This is a genomic window from Neobacillus vireti (genome assembly GCF_036962345.1).
Lineage (GTDB): Bacteria > Bacillota > Bacilli > Bacillales > Cytobacillaceae > Neobacillus > Neobacillus vireti_A.
Genome location: NZ_JBALNB010000007.1, coordinates 505,542 through 527,960 on the forward strand (window position 1 = coordinate 505,542; position 22,419 = coordinate 527,960).

Consider the following 22,419-nt stretch of genomic DNA (forward strand, 5'->3'; position numbering starts at 1 on the left):
CAATGACGAACCTGATGTCTCAGGTGCAGATCCAACTGGATTATAAACAAGGGCTGTTCTTGATAGAGACATTGCTTTACCCCGACCGTTCTGTTTGAGTTGGAAGATCTTGGCTTTTGTGGAAAAGGAGAAGGGGGATCTTTCGTTGAAAGTGGTGCAATTGAACTGGGGGGCAAGATTCCGGTGAACCCCCACGGAGGCTGGCTGTCTCATTGTCACCCAGGCAATCCAGGATCAATGTTTGCATTAACGGAAGCTGTCATGCAGCTTCGCCATCAGGCTAGAGAACGTCAGGTTCCTGGTGCAAGATGATGATAAGTAATGAGGTTCAATGTGATCCTAGGTACGGAGGTTGAAGTCGTTTTGAGAATTGGTCCGAAGAGATTTCGATTCCAAAATTTCGTCCCAAACATAACAAAAAAAATAACGAAATAAATAAAACGGTTGTTTGTTTGATTTATGAAATAGAACGGGTGATCAACACTCATCACAAAGTCCTGGACTCAGCGGCGATTGGCGTTCCCTCAGAAATCCCAGAGAATGAAGTACTGGCAGTTGTGATCTTGCGCGAAGGTGAAAAGCTTAACCCAGAAGAACTACTCGACTTTTGACAGTCCAGAATGGCCTATTTTGCTGTTCCTCGTTTTAAACGTTATGTAAAGGAATTTCCAAGAACCCCATCCCAAAGGATTGAAAAATACAAGCTAAGGGTCGAAGGTGTAACTGGCGATACGTGGGTCCCTGAACTCGTCGGGTATAAGGTACTCCGTTAAGGGTGGTAAATGATAATGAATAATCGTTAAGATTATCTTTTTATTAACTTTACTTGTCTAACAACCTCTCAAGTTCATTTGAAAAATTGTAATGAATATGGAACGCGATTCTACTATTCTAGGAGGAATACTATGCGAAAGATTAACGTAGCGCAAGTAGTTGATGAGAGCAAATTTAACTCTCTACATTTGGGAGTTGTTGCATGGTGCGCCTTTATTATGTTATGTGATGGTTATGACATGATCGTATTCGGTTCTGTCATTCCTAGTATTAGCGTAGAATGGGGAATCACGACAAGTACAGCTGGTGCTATAGGAAGTTTAGCCATGTTTGGAAGTTTAATAGGATCACTGGTTTGTGGAATTCTAGCTGATTTTTTGGGGCGAAAGAGGGTAATTATCTTTTGTTTCATTATTTTTAGTTTTTTTACCTTGTTAACTGGATTTGCTCAAGGACCCGTTGATTTTACCATTTACCGCTTTATTGCTGGCTTGGGATTAGGTGGGATGCCACCACTTCTAGTCGCAATTACTTCTGAATATGCACCAAAGCCTAGTAGAAGTATGCTTGTTGGTTTAATATCGTCAGGTTTTGCTATTGGAGGGATTGGGGTAGCGTTATTAGGAATATTCATTATTCCAAGATTTGGTTGGGAATGGATGTTTTTTATCGGTGGACTACCTTTATTAGCCGTTCCATTCATGATTAAGTTTATGCCTGAATCGTTAGCATTTCTTGTTGTAAGAAAAGAAAATGAAAAAGTCAGTTCCATATTAAAACGATTAAATCCATTATATATACCTAAAAAAGATGATAGCTTTGAAGTTTATTTACCTAAAACAGGTATGCCCGTAGCAAAGCTTTTTGACGAACGGCGAGGGTTTTCAACAATCATGTTCTGGACTACATCATTTATGGCTTTATTAGTGATATATGGATTGGGTACGTGGCTTCCTCAATTAATGGTTCAAGCTGGCTATCCTTTAACATCTAGTTTAATGTTCTTGTTCGCTTTAAATATTGGAGTGATGGTAGGTAATATTTCTGGAGGATTGTTAGCTGATCGCAAAGCACCAAAAAAGGTAATTGCCGGTATGTTAATACTGGGTTCTATTAGTTTAAGTTTACTTGGACTGAAGCCAGGGACGATCATTTTGTACTTATTGGTAGCCATTGCAGGAGCATGCTCCAATGGTCCGGGAACTACGAACTACGGTTACGCCTCCAAGTTCTACCCAACTCACATAAGATCTACTGGGGTCGGCTGGACTAGCGGAATGGGCCGTATTGGTGCAATGGTAGGACCGGTTTTTGGAGGATTGTTACTTGAATTAAGCTTACCAACACATATGAATTTTATCAGCTTTGCGATTCCGGCTCTTTTAGGAGCAATAGCCATATCGTTTATTCAAGATAAGTACAGTGACTTTAATATGGTTACGAATAAGCCTGTACAACAATTTGGGAAACAGCAAGTAAACCTTAAATAAATTATATAGAATCATAACCTATATGATTGATACGGATCAAAAGGGGATGAAAATGTGTACTGTTGAATAGAAACGTTTGGGAAAATAGTTGAACACTGTTGCCGAGTTGAAAGTTCACAGGAGTGAATCATTCCTGAATTTGTGCCTGCGTTGGCTACGATTTTACGAATGTTAGAGGCAGAGCCTTTAAAATCATATTCTTCTTGTAATCTACTAAAGATTTTAAGGGCGGTATGCTTTTGTTTTCTCTAGTTCTTTTGATCGTCTTTTAACCATTGGTCAATGATTGGGGATGACACGCCTTGTTTCTGAAGAATATTCTTTTGTTCCATAAACGTTTTTTCTTAAGACTGTTGTCGAGGTAAAAGGCGGCAAGGAATTAATTGTGGCCCTCGGAGAGATTGAGTCAAATAAGGAGTGATGAAAGTGAATCAAGGAGAAAAGCTTGCCATTCATGAAGTATTATATAGAGCTGCACATGGATATGACTCACATAATGTTGACATGTTAACAGAATGTTTTACGAAAGATGCAGTAATGACGATACGTGTTGGAGGCGGTGATTTGATTGGTCCTTATGATGGTCAAGACGCGGTGCTGAATTTTATGAAACGAGCAATGAAACGGCAAACAGATATGCGCTTGCACCAGATCTCGAATATTTTCTTTGAGAGAGAAGGAAAAGAAGAAGCAGTTGCTCTTTCCAGTCTAACTCTTATGGCAGCGGAGAATGGAGTTTGTCAGCTTTTGTCAACCGGTATTTACCGCGATGAAGTAGTAAAGGTTAATGGGCGTTGGAAAGTTAGCAAGCGGCATCTTGATATTGAGCTGCCTGTTTAACAAAAGAGTTTAAATAAAAGGAGCGGATAAGGATGAATTCAAACGAAAAATTAGCCATTCATGAATTATTGTATAAATCGGCATACGGGTATGATTCACGTACGATTGATATGTTAGCAAATTGTTACGCAGAGGAAGCTGTAATGACCATGCGCATTGCAGATGGAGAGTTAATCGGACCTTTTGAAGGCCATAAAGAAATCATGAAAATGATGATAGGTGCAATGGAAAGTCAGACAGACAAGAGAATGCATAATATTTCCAATATCTTTTTTGAAAAAGAAGGGGATGAAGCGGCCACAGTCCTTTCAAGTTTAACATTGACGGCGGTGGAAAATGGAAGCATTCAGCTGTTAACAACAGGGATTTATCGTGACGAGGTTGTAAAAGTAGGAGGAAGCTGGAAGATCTTAAAACGCCATTTAGATTTGGAATTGCCGTTCTAAGGGTGTTCCTAGAAGCTTATAAGAACACGAAATCTCTTTTCAAAAGACCAAAGGTGTTCTTAGAAGGTCTATAATGGAATTCTTTATATTTACGCACCACAAATATAAACCAAATAAAGTTGTGGAGGCAGAGGCTATGGTAAATATCGGACAAATACCAGCCAAATACGCAAAGCTTGATCCTACAAAACCAGCATTAATCGATATTCCAAATGATCGCCGAATGAATTATGGCACATTAGACGAACGCGTTCGCAGAGTAGCAAATGGATATATAAATGATTTAGGTCTTAAAAAAGGAGATCGCGTTGCGGTTATTTCGAAGAACAGCACCGAGTACATTGAAAATTACTTTGCTTGTGCCCGTGTTGGATTAATTATTCAGCCGCTAAATTGGCGTTTGGGTATTGGTGAATTAAGTCGTATCCTATCAGATGGAAAACCTTCTGTCCTTGTCAGTTCTGATGAGTTCGATGAAGTCCAACAAGAACTTCAAAAGCTCGTAGATATTGACCATTGGTTAGAGTATGGAGAAGATGGGGATGGATCATATGAACGGCTTGTTGAGGCTGCCTCCTCCGAAGAACCAAAACAGTCCGCAACCGTCGGCGATAACGACCCAATGTTAATTCTTTATACAGGCGGGACTACGGGAGAATCTAAAGGAGCTCTACATACGCATAAAGGTTTTTATGCTGGGATGTTAAATCAGACAGTTGGGGAGCGTATTGTTCCTACAGATGTCTACATGCTGACAGGACAGATGTTCCACATCCCAATTGTTCTTGCGGTTAATTACATGGCTCATGGCTGTCCTTTAGTTCTAATCAACTTTGATGCAAAATTAGCACTTGAAGTCATCGAGCAAGAACGTGTATCCGCTTTCTTGGGGATCACAACTATGCTCAATTGGATGATGTCGGTTGATCATTTTGATCAGTACAATCTTAGCAGTCTTCGTAACATTCAATATGGTGGCGGACCAATGGGAATGAAAGTAGTAAAAGCAGCACTTGAATCTTTTCCTTGTACCTTAATCCAAGGATACGGACAAACAGAAGGAATGGGAATGACGTTTCTTTCTCAGGAAGATCATTTAAATGCAATCAATGGTATTCATCCTGAACGATTGTCTTCCTGTGGTCGAGAGGCCTTTACGACTACACTTCAAATTGTAGATCCACAAGGGAATATTGTTCCTAGAGATGGGAAGACGGCTGGGGAAATTACTGTGAAATCGGATGCGAATATGATCGGGTACTGGCAAAGACCAGAACTCACTGCTAAAACCATAAGAGATGGTTGGCTATATACAGGCGATGTCGCTACATGGGACGAAGATGGATATGTATTTATTGTGGACCGCGCAAAAGACATGATCATTTCTGGGGGTGAAAATATTTACAGTACCCAGGTGGAGGACGCGATCTACCAACATAATGCCGTTCTTGAAGTAGCCGTCTTTGGTGTACCTGATGAGGAGTGGGGAGAGTTAGTAAAAGCGGCCGTCGTTCTGAAACCAGGACGGACAGCTACAGAGCAAGAAATTATTGAGACAGCTAAAAAACATCTAGCTTCCTATCAGAAACCGCGTTCAGTTGAATTCGTTGATAGTCTCCCTAAATCACCAACGAGTAAGATTCTTAAACGTGAATTAAGGGAGAGATATCAGAATAAACGGGGGAATATGGTGTGAGTCAGTTATTGTCGAATGAACTACTAGCAAATATCGGACGTTTAGCATCGCCAAGAAATGAAATCGTTACCCGTCGCGATATAAGGAAATATTCCATTGCGACCGGACAAAGACTTAAGAAGTATCTTGAGGGAGATGAGGCGCCACCAATGTTTCATGTCTCCCTATTTTGGGACGTAGTAGAAATGGATCAACTCAGTCCTGATGGAGTTTCGATTGATCCGCTGTTACCGGAATTTCCGTTAAAAAAAGCAATGGCTGGTGGGTTGAAAATTGAATACTTCAAGCCGATTGTGCCCGGTGACTGGTTAACGGCAACCCGGACATTAACGGATATTTACGAGAAACAGGGATCTAAGGGTCCGCTTATTTTCTATGAAATTACGATGAACGTTGTGAATGAATCAGGAGAAAAGGTACTTAAGGAAACGACCACGAGAATTTTACGTTAATAAGGGTCTCAGAAAAACTTTCGGCCAACTATCTTGTTGCAATTGTATTTAGGGAGGAAATAGTAATGACGAAAGTAATCCAGATTCAGGTTGGCGATACGTTACCTCAACGCGAATTTAAGCCTGATAGTGTACAATTATTTCTTTATAATGCGGTGTTATTTAATGCCCATCGGATCCATTTTGACTATCCTTATACGACTGAAGTGGAAAAATATCCGGATCTAGTTGTACCTGGTCCTTTATTGGGAGATTGGCTAAATCAATGTGTAAATGAGTGGCTGGGTAAAAAGGGACATTTAGCTTCCATTGATTATTCTAATCGAAAGGCTGCATATGTTGGCGAAACGCTTTATTCTGGAGGTAGAGTTATCTCTTGTAATGAAGAAGAGAGGGAATTTCAAATAGAGGTCTTTATAAAAAATGAAGCGGATGAAATTTTAGCTCCTGGATTGGCTGTTGTGCGAATGTAGGAATTGAATTCATACAAGTTAACAATCACCTCTAATTCAAAGGTAACCATGGAGAGTTCTAATTAGAAAAACTAGATGGGAAAGTTCCTATAACAGGGAACGTGTTTAAGGTTTAGAATGCAACGAGTAAGTGTTTTCTGAGGCTAACGCTAGAATATTTGCTATCTAATATTCTATAAAATAGCGGAGAATGGGGAATCCATTCACCGCTGTTTTTCTGTAAATGAATAATAAGTAGAGTGAATTTTTCTATACGGATTCTACAGCTGTTTACGTACCTCGTAAGTAAAGAAAGTATCTACCTTGTCCACTAAGTTTTTCTCATCGGCAATGACTGCTTCATCATTTAGATGTCCAGCTTGCCACTGGTTAAAATCTTGAAGACTATCAAACCATATTTCTATGTGTGGATTTGGATAATTGTTTTTGTTCTGTTTATCGTCCTATCGATCGTGCTTGAGGAGGCAGTCTATTATATATAGAAAAGCAACTAAAATGGAAGAAAAGAATGCTGACACTTTTAACTTTAATTAAGAAAAAATTACAAATCAACACACATCAAACGAAGAATGAAAAGATTCATAAGGAAATCATGTAAGAAAGAAAATTAATAGGCTTACTGTACCTTTTTTGGAGGGGAAAAATGATATTCAAGGCAAAAGAAATTGTAGAAATGGGAGATAATATTCTTTTTAAGAATGGATTCAAAGGGATCGTTGAGAAGGTCAATGAAAATTCAGTCATTGTGAATAAAACCGAAAATAAGACGGAATTGGAGTTTAAAGGAAATAGAACCGTTGTGGCACATAAAAATTACAAGATTTTGATTGTGTATGATGTGATAGAAAACGTCATATATACCAGTTTTAAATGAATGACTCCCCATAATCGAAAATAAGACGGAATGGGAGCCTTGAAGGAAATAGAACCGTTATAGTACATAAAAATTACAAGGTTTTGAGTTGTGCATAAGGTGAAAGCAAACGTCATATATACCCGATTAGTGAAAACTTAACAGTCAAAATGTGACATGCCAAGTAAAAGAGTAGTGGTTATCCTGTCGATAACTAATCCTTTACTCTTATGTATAGTTTATAAGGTCCATGCTGTTGTTTCCGACCCTCTGTTAGGCAAGGATTCATTAATGTCACATTTAACACAAAACGCAATTGTATTTTTTCATCGGGATAAAAGGAGTTTCTGGATGAAATTTTTTAGGGTCTTAATCACGTAATACCTTACGGTAATTCTCAGATCATTTAAAGCTTTTCTTTGAATTCTTAGAATAAATAAACAAGGATTATAGTGATATTGGAAAAGATTAATAGAGGATTTTATGCGATGGTTACAAAACCCGCAGCAGGATGTAAAGGTGACCCCTATCTTTCCTAAACAGCCAATTTGAAAAGCAAAGACAGTAAATATCATCATCAATACTGTTCTTGGATTTTATGACTACCTAATGAGACATGAGGACTATAGTATTCAGTTGCAGAACGTTTAAAGAAACAAGTATCTGAGTCCCTGAAGGGGTTTAAAAGTTTTCTGCACCAAATAAACAAAAATAAATCTTTACCTCACATATTCTTAAATTAAAAGTGCCTAAACAGCAGCCAAAAACACTCTCAAAAGATCAAATTGCATTAATTATGAATGCCTGTGTAAATATGCCAATCAATTTTTAATTATTTCACTCCACATATGTTGCGTCACACATCGTTAAAAGAGTTTAGATAGGCTGGCTGGAGAGATGAACATTTTATGAATGGCGCTTGCCACTCTCATATCCAAACAACAATGCAGATGTATATCCATCCTTCGGATGAAGTTATTCGAAAAGACTGGGAAAAGGCTCAAGAATTAGTAAGAGTCCAAGGCTCGATTTCAAAAAGAACCCTTAGGGAAAACTCTTACAACAAATATGTGAGGAGGAATGTAATGCCCCAATTTAAAGATATGATGGAATCTATAACTAGATTTAAATCTATAGGTGTTTTAATTACCGATGAGGAGTTTTGCATACAGAATATAAATGATACAGCAATGAAGCTATATACTCGAGAGCAGTTAGAGGAAATAATTTTTTTGTATCCAAATAGTTCAAATAACTTTTGTAATTGTAAAATTAAATGTGAGATAGAGGTAATTAAGCAAGGAAGTTCCTATATTTTTCTACTCCAATCAAAGAAAGAGATATTCAATTTGTACCAAAAGATAGAAAAAATTTTTCAAGATAATAATGATATAAAACATATTTTGGATTCTTCATTTGATGGAATTGCCATTACTGATGCCAATGGAGTTTTATTGTATGAGAATCAAGCATTAGAACAGTTTATTGGTATACGAGTAAAGGAAATAATTGGAAAAAATGTTCATGATATTATTGCACAGGGAATAGTTGATAATTCAATAACTGTAAAGATTTTAAAAGGAAAAAAACCTGTATCTATGATTCAAAACTATCCAAATACTGGAAAGAAATTATTAATTACAGGGGTGCCAATTAAAGATAAAAATGGTCAAATTAAAAGAATTGTCATTAATACAAGAGATTTAACGATATTAAATAACTTAGAAAAAGAAATTCAAGATTTAAAATCGAAAAATCAAAGAATGAAATTATATAATGAAGAATTAACTTTAAAAGAAAATGCAAGAAAATCACTTGTTGCAAAGGATAAAAAAATTAAGGAAGTTATAGATCGTGCACTTCGTGTAGCTCAAACTGATTCTACTGTGCTAATACAGGGTGAATCAGGTTCTGGGAAGGAAGGAATTGTAAATCTTATTCATCAATCAAGTTATCGCAAAGATAATCCCCTGGTGAAGATTAATTGTGGGGCCATACCGGATCAATTGCTGGAGTCAGAGTTATTTGGTTATGAATCCGGGGCATTTTCCGGTGCCAGCCAAAAAGGAAAACCGGGACTTTTTGAAATAGCATCAGAAGGCACAATCTTTCTTGATGAAATTGGAGAAATGCCGCTACAATTACAAGTTAAACTCTTACGCGTACTCCAAGAATTTGAAATAACAAGAATAGGAGGGGTAAAACCTATTAAAGTAGATGTACGAATTATTACTGCAACACATCGGAATCTTGAAGAAATGGTTGCTAAAGGCAATTTTAGGGAGGATTTATATTACCGGCTTAAAATTATACCAATAACTGTTCCCCCTCTTAGAGAAAGAAAAGAAGATGTCATCCCGCTTGTTTACCATTTTTTAAATCAAATAAGAATAAAATACGGAATTAACACAATGTTTTCTCAGGAGGCACTGGCAGCCCTTCAAAACTATTCCTGGCCAGGCAATGTAAGAGAACTTCAAAATTTAGTAGAGCGTGTTGCTTTAATGGTAAACAAAACAATCATAGATATAACAGATATAAACCATGAATATGAAAATAGACTATTACAGGGTAGCAAAAATTTTTCAAAAAAAGAAAAGAAAGTTGAAAACAAAGAAATTACCCCCCTAAAAGTACAGATGGAAGAATGTGAAAAAGAAATTATTCATTATACACTCAGGCAATTTCCAAGTATTCGCAGAGCAGCTCAAGCGTTAGGTATCGACTCATCGACTTTAGTTAGAAAAAAGCAGAAATATCTTCTTTAGACTTTAAGTGATATAAAAAAACAGACCCCTTGTTCAAGGATTTAAGTAACCGCTTTACTGCGGTTTACCCTTCCCTTTCCTCCGAAGGCTGAAGGGTGCTCAAATTTTTGGCGTGCTCAACTTCCAAGTTATTTTCCATAAAGGACAAACACAAAATAGGAATTGAGTTTCGGCTCCCTTCCTATTTTTTTAATTTCTATTCATCTATTTTTAGTTAAAAGGTTTAAGAAAAGTTGTTGAAAATTTGGATTGGTTTTTTAGTCCATATCCGGCTTCAATTGAAAATAAAGATGTGGTGCAAAAATACATCATATGTATTTTTGCACCATTTTTTTGCTGTGAATATGCATACAAACAATCACAAGCGCTGGTAATTTCTAGTTTTATAACTTGGCATGATAATTGCAACTATAAATAGCAAAACAGTAGTAACAATAATTATTCGGGTGGTCTTTATGGGTATTGATAAAATCCAAAAAAATTTGTCCTTTGTAATTGATTTTGATTTTAAAAAAAGAATGTCTATGGATCAATTAATAGGGATTTGGCTTACTGACCTTAATGGGGGCTTTAGTTTGGAAGTTAAGGGAGGTACAGTTAAAATAATTCACTGTTATCTAGAAAATGTAAATCAGTCAATAGAACTTCATCATTTGACCTGGAAGAGGATCATATCAGGTGAATTGAGTATGTATCATGCAATAATCACTGGAAAAGTCAGTTTTATTGGAGACCAGTGGGAAGTGATTAATATCTTTGATCACCTCAAATGTTTGAAACAATATTGATTCTTTTGGGAGGTGATGGCTGGTAATTATTTTTATAAAGAACTCGAGGAGCTCAAGAATAAAAATTATAAGGAGGTTTAGATAATGGAAAGAAACGTTGTATGCAAAGAAGACGAAATGAAAATTGGGGACAGAAAAGTGATTAAGGTTAGAAAAATGTCCATTATTGTTGTTCGAAAAGAAGATAATTTTTATGCATTGCGAAATGCCTGTCCGCACCAGGGGGCAGAATTTGACAAAGGTGTTTTAAGAGGCGCTGCCCGGGCATCTGAAGTAGGAGAAATTTGTTATGAAAAACCGGGAGGATTCTTATATTGTCCATGGCATCACTGGAGTTTTGATGTAGAAAACGGTTGTTCTGCCCATGACCCTGCTAATACTAAAATTAAAACTTTCGATGTAAAAATTGAAGGGGAAGATGTAGTCGTTTACGCGTAAAAATACTTAACTAGTTATTCATGTTATTGTTTCATCTTAAGCAAAAATTCTACCTGCTGATTGTTTTAAAAAAACTTACTAACCTGACCACCAGAAAATGAAAGCGCATACGATTAAGATTATTAAAATATTTACTTTTATTTTGAAGGGAGATTAAAAAATGAGTACTCAATTAAAAAATAGCGGTGAACTAACTTTAAAAAAGAAAACCCTTACTCCTGTAATCGATTGTGATATCCATCCAAATCCTCGCAGCTACAATGATCTTTTACCATACATGAATGATTACTGGAGAGATTACATGGTTGATTGTAAATTCGTTGGTATTTTTCCAGGTGTACCACCATTGACTTTAGTTACGAATGCAGGTCATCGGACGGACGCCATTCCTCCTGAAGGCGGTATGAGCTGCTCTTCCCTACCTTTTTTTAGAGAACAAGTGGCAGATAAATATAATTATGCCATTGGCATTCTAAATCCTGACTCAACATTTAACCTGGCTGCGTCTCCACAGGCAGAAATGGCAACGAATTTGGCAGCAGCTTATAATGACTGGCAAATTGATAAATGGTTATCGAAGGATCCTAGTCTTCGCGGTACTGTCGTTGTGGCCTCCCAAGACCCTATTGCTGCTGCACGTGAGATTGACCGGGTCGGCAGCCATCCACAAATAGTACAGGTAGGCTTATCGATTCGGTGTCCTTATGGCGGCTGGGGAAGCAAGAGATATCAGCCAATATGGGAAGCTGCTGTAAGAAATGGGCTTATCGTTAATTTCCATGTTTCAAGCCCAGGAGGACTATTTAAAGACGGTTACGAAGCAAATTACGGCGCTGAATCGCAAACGAATAATGGATTAACATTCCAGGCCGCAATATCCAGTATCGTATTTGGAGGTGTCCTTGAGAAATATCAGGATTTAAAAATGGTTTTTGTTGAAGGAGGATTCGGTTGGGTTCCTAATTTAATGTATACCATGGATACTCATTGGCGTATGTTGGTACGTGAAGTTCCTTGGGTGAAACGTCCACCGAGTCAGCAAGTTAGAGAACAATTGTGGTTTGGTACACAGCCATTAATTGAACCGGAGCGGCCTGAAGATTTCAAACATATGATTCAATTAATTGAAATGATTGGCGAGGATAAGATTGTTTTTGCCAGTGACTATCCACATTTCACATTTGACGCACCTCAGGCAGCTCTAGCAAAATATCCTCCTCATATAAGAAATAAAATTCTATACGAGAATGCATTAGAATTATTCGGATTCCCGAAAACTTTAGTCAATGTATAAATGCTCTCCAAAGTTGAAGGGTTTCTAAAGTTTTATCTTACCTTAGAGGGGAGACAAGAGCAATGATATCAACTAATCAATTTAGGGTCTCCCCCTATTACTGATAGTAAATTGATAGAAGTAAACCTTTATATATTTTATCAATATGTTTTACACTGAAAATCCAAAACAAATAACTAGCGGTCAATAGATGATAACTCACGGAGGAGTGATAAAAGATGTACAACGGTATCCAGACATTTGGAAAAATTGTAGAACATAGAGCATTGGAAAAGCCAAACTCACGATTTGTCCGCTTTCAAAATAATGACCTCACATTTGGTCAGTTCCACCAAAGCGGGAACAGGATGGCTCATGTAATAGAAACATTAGGACTTTCAAAAGGACAAACATGCGCAGTGATGCTTCCTAATAGTCCGGAATTTTTAGCCTCCTGGCTGGGCCTTGCACGCCTTGGTGTTATTGAGGTACCTATTAATGTGTCTTATCGTGGTGATCTTTTGGCCTATATCCTTAATAAAGCCGAGTGTAGTGCGATCATTATTTCCTCAGATTGGGTTCAAAAGTTAGAGGATATTTCGGAAGAGTTGACACATTTACGCCATGTCATTGTCGTCGGAAATGATTACGAGCCATTACCATACCCATATATGTGTCACTGTTATGAGAATTTAATGGTTAACGCAAGTGATGATCCGGTGGAAGTTGATATCCAATCTAGTGATCCGTCTCTTATTCTTTTTACTTCAGGTACTACCGGGCCATCGAAAGGTGCCATTCTTAGTCATCGTGCAAATTTTGCCCTTTCACTGACGTGTTGTGACTTGATGAATTATGGACCGGATGATCGCTTTTTTACAGTATTCCCGCTTTTTCATGTCAATGCCCGTTATGCAACTATCCTGCCTGCGTTAATAGCCGGAAGTGATGTTGTCATGCATGAAAGGTTTTCTGCATCAAAATTTTGGGATATTTGCCGTGCTGAACATATTACAACCTTTACTTATATGGGATCGCTCTTAACCATGCTGATGAAGCAGCCGGAACAGCCAAATGATGGGGACAATCCGGTTCGAATGATTCAAGGGGCACCGGCACCGTTAGAAATTTATGAAGAATTCGAGAAGCGTTTTAATATAAAAATTACTGAGGCTTACGGGTCGACAGAGGTTGGTTTAGCAATGGTCAACCGTGCTGAAACATTTAGAAAAGGTTCATGCGGGAAAGCTGTATCGATTTATAAAGTAGAAATTCATGATGAGAACGATCAACCTTGCCCGATTGGTGAAGTTGGTGAAATTGTTGTACGACAAAAGGAGCCTGGGGTATTATTCTCAGGATACTATGCAATGCCTGAAGCAACGGTTGAAACGTGGAATAATTTATGGTTCCATACAGGAGACCGTGGACGAATGGATGAGGACGGCTATTTCTATTTTGTTGATCGAAAAAAAGATGTTATCCGTAGAAGAGGGGAGAATATTTCTTCGTATGAAGTTGAGCGGGTCATTAATACCCATCCGAAGGTACAGGAATGTGCTTTGGTTGGTGTTCCGTCTGAACTTTCAGAAGAAGAAGTCCTAGCAGTCGTCATTTTAAAAGATGGTGAAGAACTTAGTCCGGAGGAACTTCTTGACTTCTGTCAGCCAAGAATGGCTCATTTTGCCATTCCCCGGTATGTAAGGTTTGTAAAAGTTTTTCCTAGAACTCATTCACAAAGGATAGAAAAATATAAGCTTCGAGAAGAAGGGATTACTTCTGACACGTGGGACCGTGAACTCGTTGGTTATACAGTTCGTCGTTAAAAATAAAGCCTCTTTTTTGATATATGGAAAAGTTTTTAAATTACTGTAAGGATGGAAAAAGATTTACCAGATTTTGGAATAAAGCTATTTTTTAAGGACCAACGAATACAAAAAGTTTAATCTGCATTAGTTTGGATCAAATTAACCGAAGTACGAGGAGGATAGTAAATGGAAAAAGTGACGAGTATTGAATCCTCTGACGGATCAATGATGGAGATTAAGAATATGACCTCTTCTAATGAGGCAATGGCAGAAATTCATAATATGAAAACTACTAATGCGCTGGCAGAAAAAATTCATAGAATGGAATCCTCAACCCGAGTACTGGACAAGGGTCTGGAATTCGTTGCACTTCTTACTTTAATCGTTAGTGTATCACTAGCAGTATTTGGTGTTTTTATGAGGTATTTTTTTGGTGTTTCTTATGGAATGATTGAGGAGATTTGCCGGTATTCGATTATTTATGGTGTATTTGCTTATATTGGTCCTCTTATTAAAAAGAATGAGCATATCAAAATGGATCTTATGGACAATGTTTTAAAAGGTAAGGCAAGGCTTGTGAATGACTTAATGATTAGTTTCATTCTGTTTTTTTCATATGCATTCCTTTGCTGGACAGGATTTCAATGGGTTTCCTCACTATTTCAGATGAAATTAACGACCAGTTCAGGTACCATGCTGATGGTCATTCCTACATTAGCTGTTCCGATAGGTATGTTTTTTGGATGCGTTTACGCTTTTCACCAAATTATTTTAATAATATATAAGACGCAATTATCAAAATCTTAGAAAGAGGGATCGGAATGTTAATTGCCGGAGCGGTCATATTTGCTGTTTTACTTGTAATGGGTGTACCCATTTGGTTATCACTAGGTATGGGTGGTGCATTTTGGGCTTTGGTAGGTATGGAACTGCCGATAGAAAGTATTCCCCAGCAATTTTTTACTTCCACAGATAGCTGGCTTTTATTAGCGATTCCTTATTATCTCTTAGCAGGGAATTTAATGACATATCTTGGTTCTGCTCACAAAATGTTAAAGGTAATAACTGATTTAGTTGGTCATTTACGTGGAGGCTTACCCGCAGCTGCTGTTATATCGTGTGCAATATTTGGTGCACTTTCAGGATCCTCCATTGCTACCTGCATTGCAGTCGGCTCTTTGGTCATTCCGCAAATGACACAATTAGGTTATTCGAAACAAAATAGTTTAGGGATTGTAGCATCTGCTGGTACATTAGGGTCAATGATTCCACCAAGCCTTATCTTTATTCTGTATGCCTCGATCGTTCAAGAAGATGTATCACTTCTTTTTCTTTCTGGTATTGTTCCTGGTATTTTCATAGCTTTAGTATTAGTCGTTACGGCAGTAATTGTGAGTTTCCGTGAGAGTACAGTTAAAAAGGAAAAAAGTTCTTTTAAGGAAATAAAAGTTTCGTTCTTACAAGCACTCCCATCATTATTTATGCCGGTTATTGTATTGGGAGGTATTTATTCTGGAATCGTTACTCCAACTGAATCTGCGGCTATTGCCGTTTTATACGTTCTAATTATCAGTTATCTTTTTAATCGGAAAGATTTCACGAAAGAAAACCTGAGAAAAAGCCTTGTCAATTCAATGATTACAACTGCTGTGATTTACATTATTTTAGGTGGAGCACAATTATTTGCCGCTGCACTTACGTATACTCAATTTCCGCAAACTCTTACAAAGTTTATTGCAGGTTTGTCTTTTGCACCATGGATTATTATGCTGTTAATTTTGTTTCTTTTCTTCGTTCTCGGTACATTCTTAGAACCACTTCCAATTCTCTTTATCACGATGCCAATCCTATACCCTATTGTGGTTAATTTAGGATACGATCCAATCCATTTTGGCATTGTCACTTGTGCATTAATGATGATTTCTCAGATAACCCCTCCTGTAGGCGGTACCCTGTTTGCAATGAGTGGGTATTTTAAGGAGAGCGTAGTTGTTGTATCAAGGGGATCGATACCTTATTTGTATGCTTTAATTATTGCAACATTTGTCCTATTATACATTCCTTGGATGAGTACATTATTTATCAATAGATAGGCTCCATAACTTAAAAGTGTATTTTATATAGTTAATTTGTTAATTTCTGCGCTTTTGTTTTATATTTTCGGGTGAAAACCTATTAATTAAAAAAGATTAAAGCTTAATATTCTATGAGAAAAGAGGAACTTGAATGGAAACATTACGTGGAAAAGTTGCAATTGTTGGGGCAGCCGACTCTGAAGTAGGAGTTGTTCCACAAAAAGGTGCGACCCAGCTTTGCATTGATGCAGCGCTTCGGGCTTTAAAAGATGCCGGTATCTCTAAGGATCAGATTGATGGTCTTATCACTTGTAATTCTTTTTCTGAACCGATTTTATATCATGCTGAAACGATCGCTGAATATTTGCAAATATTCCCTAAATATTGTGTAAGTGTAGCGAATGGAGGGGCAACCACTTTTACCATGCTCCATCATGCAGCATCTGCGATTGTAACAGGTATGTGCGATACGGTTTTAATTACGATGGCTGATAGCTTAAGGAGCGGCTTAACTCGTGATCAGGCAATGACACTTCAAGCTTCTACGGGTCATCCTGAATTTGAAATCCCTTTTGGCCCGACAGTTCCAGCCTATTACGCACTTCTTGCCAGGGCTCATATGGAGAAATATGGAACAACTACAGAACAGCTTGCCGCTGTAGCAGTATCCGCACGTAAACATGCCAGTCTGAATCCTGCTGCACAAATGCGTGAAATTATTACGATAGAAGATGTTCTTCATTCACGGATGGTTGCTGACCCATTACATTTACTGGATTGTTCGTTAGTATCTGATGGCGGGGCAGCTGTTATTCTTACTTCGGCTGAAAGAGCAAAAGAATTTCCTCATCATCCTGTATACCTGCTGGGTGTCGGTGAAGGACATCACCAGGAACATATCACTCAGTCACATAATTTAACTGCTTCGGCAGCAGTAGACTCCGGGAGGCGCGCTTATGAAATGGCAGGGTTAAGTCCTAAGGATATAGATTTTGCTCAAATATACGATGCCTTTACTTCAATGGTCATATTACAACTAGAAGATCTGGGATTTTGTGAAAAGGGAGAAGGTGGAGCATTTGTAGAAAGTGGAGCAATCGATCTTGGAGGAAAAATGCCTGTGAATACACATGGGGGGCTGTTATCCCATTGCCATTCAGGGCATCCCGGTTCCATATTTGCTCTTACAGAAACGGTTAATCAATTAAGACACCAAGCTGGACAACGACAAGTGCCTAATGCAGAGGTGGCGCTTGTACATGGTCAGGGTGGTATTGCATCTAGCCATGCAACGCTTATTCTTGGAAGAGATCGAGCTTAGTGATTCGCAAAATAATAAAATAAAAAGTCATATAATTATGAAAATATAAAAAACTGGGGTGGATAAAATGAGCATTAATAAAATTTTACCAAAACCAACTCATGAGTCAGAACCTTATTGGAGGGGTTGTCATAATCATGAGCTGCTTATTCAGCAATGCAATAATTGTGGAGTATTTCAATTTTATCCCAGGTCTATATGTACGAGTTGTATGAGCGAAAATGTAGAATGGGTACAATCCTCCGGGAAAGGAAAGGTTGTTACTTATACAATTGTATATAGAGCTCCTAACAAAGCATTTGAGGCAGATTTGCCCTATGTCATTGCATTAATAAAACTTGATGAAGGTCCAACGATGATGAGTAATATTGTACATTGTGAACCTAAGAAAGTAAAAATTGGCATGGAAGTAAAAGTATTTTTTGAGGATTGGTCTGAAGAAATAACAATTGCTAAATTTATGCCTGGAAAAACTACTAACATAATATAGATCTTTTAATTCAATTTAAAACCATTTCAGAAAGGTTGATTAATATGAAAAAGCTCATTCTCGCGATTTTTTTATTAATAGCTATGCCATTGATATCGGCATGCGGAAATACAAAGAGTTCTGCCGATAATTCGAATAACGGAAATACTGAAGCAAATTCTAATCAGAAATATGTACTAAAGTTGGCACATAGTTATTCTCCAGGTTCTTATATGCATACGTTTATGGAGTGGTTCAACGAGGAAGTGCAAAAAAGCAGTGAAGGGCGATTATCGTTAGAAATATACCCAAGTGCTCAGCTAATGCCGCATGACCAAGAAGTTCCTGCCTTATTACAAGGACAAATCGATATGGTACACTCAACTTCTCCAGTCCTATCAAGTTTTGACCCGATATGGAATTTTTTTGACCTGCCTTTCATTTTTAAAGATAACCCAAAAGATCCGCTGGTTTATTTAGAAAATAGGGAAAAATTCTTAAGTAGTGAAGACGGCGGTGGAATGATAGCAAAAAGAATGGAAAAACGAGGAGTCAAAATATTATCATTCAGTTATGTGGATTATTTTGGAACATTATTTACCAATGGAAAACAAGTGACAAATGTAGATAGTGCGAAGGGTTTAAAATTAAGATCACCAGGGGGAATAATAACACCTCAAACAATTAAAGCGTTTGGTGCAAGTGGTATTACTATTACTGGTGCTGAAGCAATTACAGCCGTTCAACAAGGTGTTGTTGATGGTATGATAAGTAACCCAATATATGCATATGATGTCAAATTACCATTGAAAAATGTTACATTTGCGCAATTGACTAATACCGTTACACCAGTATTGATGTCGGTGGACAAGTTTGAATCCTTACCTAAGGATCTTCAGGATATTCTTGTAGAAACCGGGAAAAAATTAGAGACTCATGCAAAAGAAACAATTAGTAACAAAATATTAGAAGATTTGAATAAAATGGAATCGGAAATGGGCATGAAAATTTACTACCCAAGTGAGAAAGAGATTAACGAAATGAAAACAGCTACTAGATCTTCTTGGAAACTATTTGAAGAAAAAGTTGATGGGGGAGAGGAGCTTTTGAAAGGGATTTCAACATTAGATTAGTTTGATGAAGTAAATTTTTGATAGGTTAATCATATAAGTAAAAAGAAAAAGTTAAAAAAGTGATTGCCACATCTGGAAAAATGAGACTACTTGTCTTCATATATAGTTGATAAGTAGTCTTTTTTGTCCTTTTATTGGACACGGAATATAACATTTATAAAAAGAAAAGAGGGATTTCAGAACGGCCAAGAACACTCCGAGGTTTAGAAGTTGATAGGTGTATGTGATGACATCGGATGAATCCTGAAAATGGAGGAGCTGCCGGCTTCTATGATCATTTATTGGTGATGAAGTTATTGGAATTCGAATGGACATCAATGCTTATGGACTTTGGAATCCAAGTAACGTTGATTGAATATGCCAATCGTGTCCTGCCAACTGAAGAAATCGTCACAAGAGCAAAAGTACTTCCAGAAACGTTAGATTAGGTGCAAGCCAGCAGATTGTGAAAAAATGTACTGCGAAACGTTTCCTAATAAGTGTAAATTCACAAAATAGGAGGATTGCCAAAAGGCAATTATAACTGATTAATTGAAACTCGGAATGAAAGCTGTCATGTTGAGCTGAAACCAGGTATCTGATACTCCTACATGCACGAAATGTTAGTAGCCTGAACGTGTATGAAGCTAGGTGAAGTCTGCTGGTGTGAGCCTAAGTTCTTAACTAGAATATGGTTCATGATAAGTCGGAAGGCTATAAAATATCTAAGGTGAGAATGTCCAGTACGTAAGACTGACGAACTCACGAATGTACGGATCTAGATTTTTGATACGCTCGAAAGACGTATACTCGCAGGGTCAAACACCGAAAAGTACGATTAGTACATAGGAACCTCGGCATATCTAACAAATGAGGATATAGGATTGACAGGCTAAAGTGAGCACCTACGGATATATGTAAAGCTAGGTTAATCGGAACTTTGTAAATAAGAAACATCCACTATAAAAACGACTACTATCGGGATAGTATCTATAAGATAAATAAATATCGAAGTGGCTTTATTCTTGCAAAATTAGGGATATAGTAACATGAAACGTGTAACGGGCGTGGAGGGACGGTCCCAAGTCTTATTCTTTGAGAGACTAATCAATTCAGTGAAACTCACAGGGTCGAGTAAGATGATAGCTTTTGCGAATAAAAGGAGAAACAATCCATCGGTGAGTACAACCTTACGACAAGCAGATTACGAACAAAGTAAAAATAATAATACAAAAGGTCTAAGATTATATGAATATATCATATCAAGAGATAATATCTTATTAGCCTATCGAAACATCAAAGCGAATCCAGGTTCAAAACAGCAGGAACTAACGGTACCACAATACAATATTGAAAACGTTGACGAATTTATTAAAGGAATTTGAACATCACTAATAAATTATCAACCCAAGTGGTGATTTACCAGGTGGATAAGCGTCGTACTGAATATAGTTTTGTACATAACGGTTACAGTGCTTCCACCATGGTCTATTTATGACTAATTGGCTGTGATAGTTTGACCAATGATCGTGAAATTCTTTAAGGGATATGTTTTTTGATTTTTTTATAAAAGAGATTCTTTTGATCTTGCTTTTTTGCTCCCAGTTAGGGGTTGAATACTTCTCAACCTCGTTTGTAAATAAGCGGATAAATTTGTCCTGTTCGACAAGTTTCTTTGTATCAGCAGCTACTACATTGAGTTCTTGCAGTCGTGACCATTCCTGGAAACTTTCTACACTATCAACCCCAAAAATGTGCGACACCGTCATAAGCTGGCTTATGATCAGGATGCAACGCATGTAAAGTATGGGATTGAACGTATTTTTTCATATATTTAAACCAAGAGGGAGTACTCATCGCAATATCAGCATGTTCATTGAGCCAATGATCATGAAACTCGGGGATTGATAAATCTTTATTCTTTTTCATAACAGTGGATACCTTTATCAACTGATTTCCTCCTTTTTCATATTAAAGAGGCTGCAAAAGATATGAGTTATCCTAAACAGCCTCTATAAAACGATATTAATACTAGTATGTTATTTTACAGATGCGGAGAATTGCTTTTTGAGTGCGTTTGTAATTCTCTTCATTGCATCCTGTGCATCAGACATAAGTACAGGCATCCAGAAGAACCCATGGATTTGACCATCATAACGAACGACTTCAACTGGAACTCCTGCTTCTTTTAATCTAGCAGCATAGGCCTCACCTTCATCACGCAACACATCGTACTCACACGTAAATACAAGTGCCGGTGGTAGACCAGTAAGGTCTTCTGCAAGAATAGGAGAAGCATACGGGTGTGATTTTTCTTCATCATTATTTAAATATTGATCCGCAAACCAACGCATAGCCGTTGTTTCTAAGTAGCAACCTTTTCCATTTTCTAAATAGGAGTTTGTGCTAAAGGAGAAATCAGTTACTCCATATAAAATAATTTGATAGGAGATATTTGGACCCCCACGGTCTTTTGCCATTAAAGGAATCACGGCCGCTAAGTTACCTCCTGCACTATCGCCACATGTGGCAATACGGTTAGGTTCCCCATTATAATTGGCGATATTTTCAGCCGCCCATTTCGTAGCAGCATAACAGTCTTCAATTCCAACTGGGAATTTATATTCAGGCGCAAGGCGGTAATCGACAGAAACAACCAAACATTCGGTAGAATTTGCGAGCGATCGACAAATTGGATCTACGATTTCTAGATCACCTAGTACCCAACCGCCTCCATGGAAGAACATAATAACCGGGAATGGACCTTCTCCTTCTGGAGTGTATAAACGAAGCGTAATTTCCGATCCATCCACAGGAATCTGAACATCTTCAACTTTAGCAACTTCTTGTACTTCTCCACGTAAATCTTTGTAAAAAGCCATAAGCCCGTCCCGGTTTTCTTGCACGGACATCTCCTCAATTTTAGGAACACCTGAGGCAAAGGCCTCATTAATTTGATCTACTAGTTTTTTTACTGCTGGTTGCATTGTCATAGTAAATTCCTCCTATCTACAAAGTGAAATCGTTTTCATTTATATTATAGATGCTAGTGTAATAGAACGCAATATAATTATAGGAAAATTCGAAATATACTTTCTTTATAGTGAACAGTCGAGTTTATAATTAGCAGAAAAATCAGAATAGTATAAATGATATATAGACTTTACCATTAAAAGTTGTTAAAATAAAATCAAACAATCGTTAGTTTTTTAGACGGCTGTTTTTTCATGTCCAAGTTCGGTATTCAACAATATGAGTTTCAACGAAAAGATTATAATCAATATTCATAATAATGGAATGTTGTCTATAATAAATTTACTTCTAAGATTTTCCTATGTTTATT

The 22,419-nt window shown here is 37.5% G+C and carries 22 protein-coding genes and 2 pseudogenes; 21 read left to right on the top strand and 3 right to left on the bottom strand.

What is annotated here, in order from left to right:
* Positions 1-84 precede the first annotated feature (84 nt).
* The 21 genes and pseudogenes from V7108_RS26885 to V7108_RS10045 form a co-directional block, all read left to right on the top strand.
* Positions 85-312 (top strand): annotated as a pseudogene (locus V7108_RS26885) (thiolase C-terminal domain-containing protein); the annotation flags it as partial.
* A gap of 161 nt (positions 313-473) precedes the next feature.
* On the top strand, positions 474-611 hold the full coding sequence (locus V7108_RS26890) for a hypothetical protein (RefSeq protein ID WP_420489182.1): 138 nt from the start codon (positions 474-476) through the stop codon (positions 609-611).
* 294 nt (positions 612-905) lie between these two features.
* Positions 906-2,264, top strand: coding sequence for an MFS transporter (locus V7108_RS09955; protein ID WP_335568092.1), 1,359 nt, complete (start codon positions 906-908; stop codon positions 2,262-2,264).
* Between the two features lie 426 nt (positions 2,265-2,690).
* Entirely contained in the window at positions 2,691-3,104 is a 414-nt protein-coding gene (locus V7108_RS09960; protein ID WP_335568093.1) for a nuclear transport factor 2 family protein, read from the top strand.
* Positions 3,105-3,136: 32 nt separating this feature from the next.
* Entirely contained in the window at positions 3,137-3,550 is a 414-nt protein-coding gene (locus V7108_RS09965) for a nuclear transport factor 2 family protein (RefSeq protein WP_335568094.1), read from the top strand.
* A gap of 136 nt (positions 3,551-3,686) precedes the next feature.
* The gene (locus V7108_RS09970; protein WP_335568095.1) at positions 3,687-5,246 is read left to right on the top strand and encodes an AMP-binding protein; all 1,560 of its coding nucleotides are present in this window, start codon (positions 3,687-3,689) and stop codon (positions 5,244-5,246) included.
* A complete protein-coding gene (locus tag V7108_RS09975) occupies positions 5,243-5,698 on the top strand; it encodes an FAS1-like dehydratase domain-containing protein (protein WP_132094866.1) in 456 nt (151 codons plus the stop codon). The genes V7108_RS09970 and V7108_RS09975 overlap by 4 nt, the downstream gene beginning before the upstream one ends.
* Before the next feature lie 65 nt (positions 5,699-5,763).
* Entirely contained in the window at positions 5,764-6,171 is a 408-nt protein-coding gene (locus V7108_RS09980) for a hypothetical protein (RefSeq protein ID WP_335568096.1), read from the top strand.
* A gap of 643 nt (positions 6,172-6,814) precedes the next feature.
* Entirely contained in the window at positions 6,815-7,045 is a 231-nt protein-coding gene (locus tag V7108_RS09985) for a DUF2187 family protein (protein ID WP_335568097.1), read from the top strand.
* 1,064 nt (positions 7,046-8,109) lie between these two features.
* Positions 8,110-9,792 (top strand): sigma-54 interaction domain-containing protein, encoded by a 1,683-nt coding sequence (locus tag V7108_RS09990; protein WP_335568098.1) that lies wholly within the window; start codon positions 8,110-8,112, stop codon positions 9,790-9,792.
* A 455-nt stretch (positions 9,793-10,247) separates the two neighbouring features.
* Entirely contained in the window at positions 10,248-10,580 is a 333-nt protein-coding gene (locus V7108_RS09995) for a hypothetical protein (protein WP_335568099.1), read from the top strand.
* Between the two features lie 84 nt (positions 10,581-10,664).
* Complete coding sequence (locus V7108_RS10000; RefSeq protein WP_335568100.1) at positions 10,665-11,018, top strand: Rieske (2Fe-2S) protein; 354 nt, start codon at positions 10,665-10,667, stop codon at positions 11,016-11,018.
* Positions 11,019-11,178: 160 nt separating this feature from the next.
* Entirely contained in the window at positions 11,179-12,312 is a 1,134-nt protein-coding gene (locus tag V7108_RS10005) for an amidohydrolase family protein (protein ID WP_335568101.1), read from the top strand.
* Between the two features lie 218 nt (positions 12,313-12,530).
* Positions 12,531-14,117 (top strand): AMP-binding protein, encoded by a 1,587-nt coding sequence (locus V7108_RS10010; RefSeq protein WP_335568102.1) that lies wholly within the window; start codon positions 12,531-12,533, stop codon positions 14,115-14,117.
* A gap of 168 nt (positions 14,118-14,285) precedes the next feature.
* Positions 14,286-14,906 (top strand): TRAP transporter small permease, encoded by a 621-nt coding sequence (locus V7108_RS10015; RefSeq protein ID WP_335568103.1) that lies wholly within the window; start codon positions 14,286-14,288, stop codon positions 14,904-14,906.
* 14 nt (positions 14,907-14,920) lie between these two features.
* The gene (locus tag V7108_RS10020) at positions 14,921-16,192 is read left to right on the top strand and encodes a TRAP transporter large permease (protein WP_335568104.1); all 1,272 of its coding nucleotides are present in this window, start codon (positions 14,921-14,923) and stop codon (positions 16,190-16,192) included.
* A gap of 133 nt (positions 16,193-16,325) precedes the next feature.
* Entirely contained in the window at positions 16,326-17,495 is a 1,170-nt protein-coding gene (locus V7108_RS10025) for a thiolase C-terminal domain-containing protein (protein ID WP_335568105.1), read from the top strand.
* Positions 17,496-17,562: 67 nt separating this feature from the next.
* On the top strand, positions 17,563-17,985 hold the full coding sequence (locus tag V7108_RS10030; protein ID WP_335568106.1) for a Zn-ribbon domain-containing OB-fold protein: 423 nt from the start codon (positions 17,563-17,565) through the stop codon (positions 17,983-17,985).
* 44 nt (positions 17,986-18,029) lie between these two features.
* Positions 18,030-19,097, top strand: coding sequence for a TRAP transporter substrate-binding protein (locus V7108_RS10035; RefSeq protein WP_335568142.1), 1,068 nt, complete (start codon positions 18,030-18,032; stop codon positions 19,095-19,097).
* A 182-nt stretch (positions 19,098-19,279) separates the two neighbouring features.
* Positions 19,280-19,522: pseudogene (locus V7108_RS10040) on the top strand (FAD-dependent oxidoreductase); the annotation flags it as partial.
* A gap of 603 nt (positions 19,523-20,125) precedes the next feature.
* Complete coding sequence (locus V7108_RS10045; protein ID WP_335568108.1) at positions 20,126-20,461, top strand: hypothetical protein; 336 nt, start codon at positions 20,126-20,128, stop codon at positions 20,459-20,461.
* A 6-nt stretch (positions 20,462-20,467) separates the two neighbouring features.
* Here V7108_RS10045 and V7108_RS10050 read toward each other — a convergent pair whose 3' ends face one another.
* The 3 genes from V7108_RS10050 to V7108_RS10060 form a co-directional block, all read right to left on the bottom strand.
* Complete coding sequence (locus tag V7108_RS10050; protein ID WP_335568109.1) at positions 20,468-20,839, bottom strand: hypothetical protein; 372 nt, start codon at positions 20,837-20,839, stop codon at positions 20,468-20,470.
* Positions 20,817-21,026 (bottom strand): EthD domain-containing protein, encoded by a 210-nt coding sequence (locus V7108_RS10055; RefSeq protein ID WP_335568110.1) that lies wholly within the window; start codon positions 21,024-21,026, stop codon positions 20,817-20,819. Before V7108_RS10055 ends, V7108_RS10050 begins: the two co-directional genes overlap by 23 nt.
* A gap of 89 nt (positions 21,027-21,115) precedes the next feature.
* Entirely contained in the window at positions 21,116-22,069 is a 954-nt protein-coding gene (locus tag V7108_RS10060) for an alpha/beta hydrolase (protein WP_335568111.1), read from the bottom strand.
* Between the last annotated feature and the right edge of the window lie 350 nt (positions 22,070-22,419).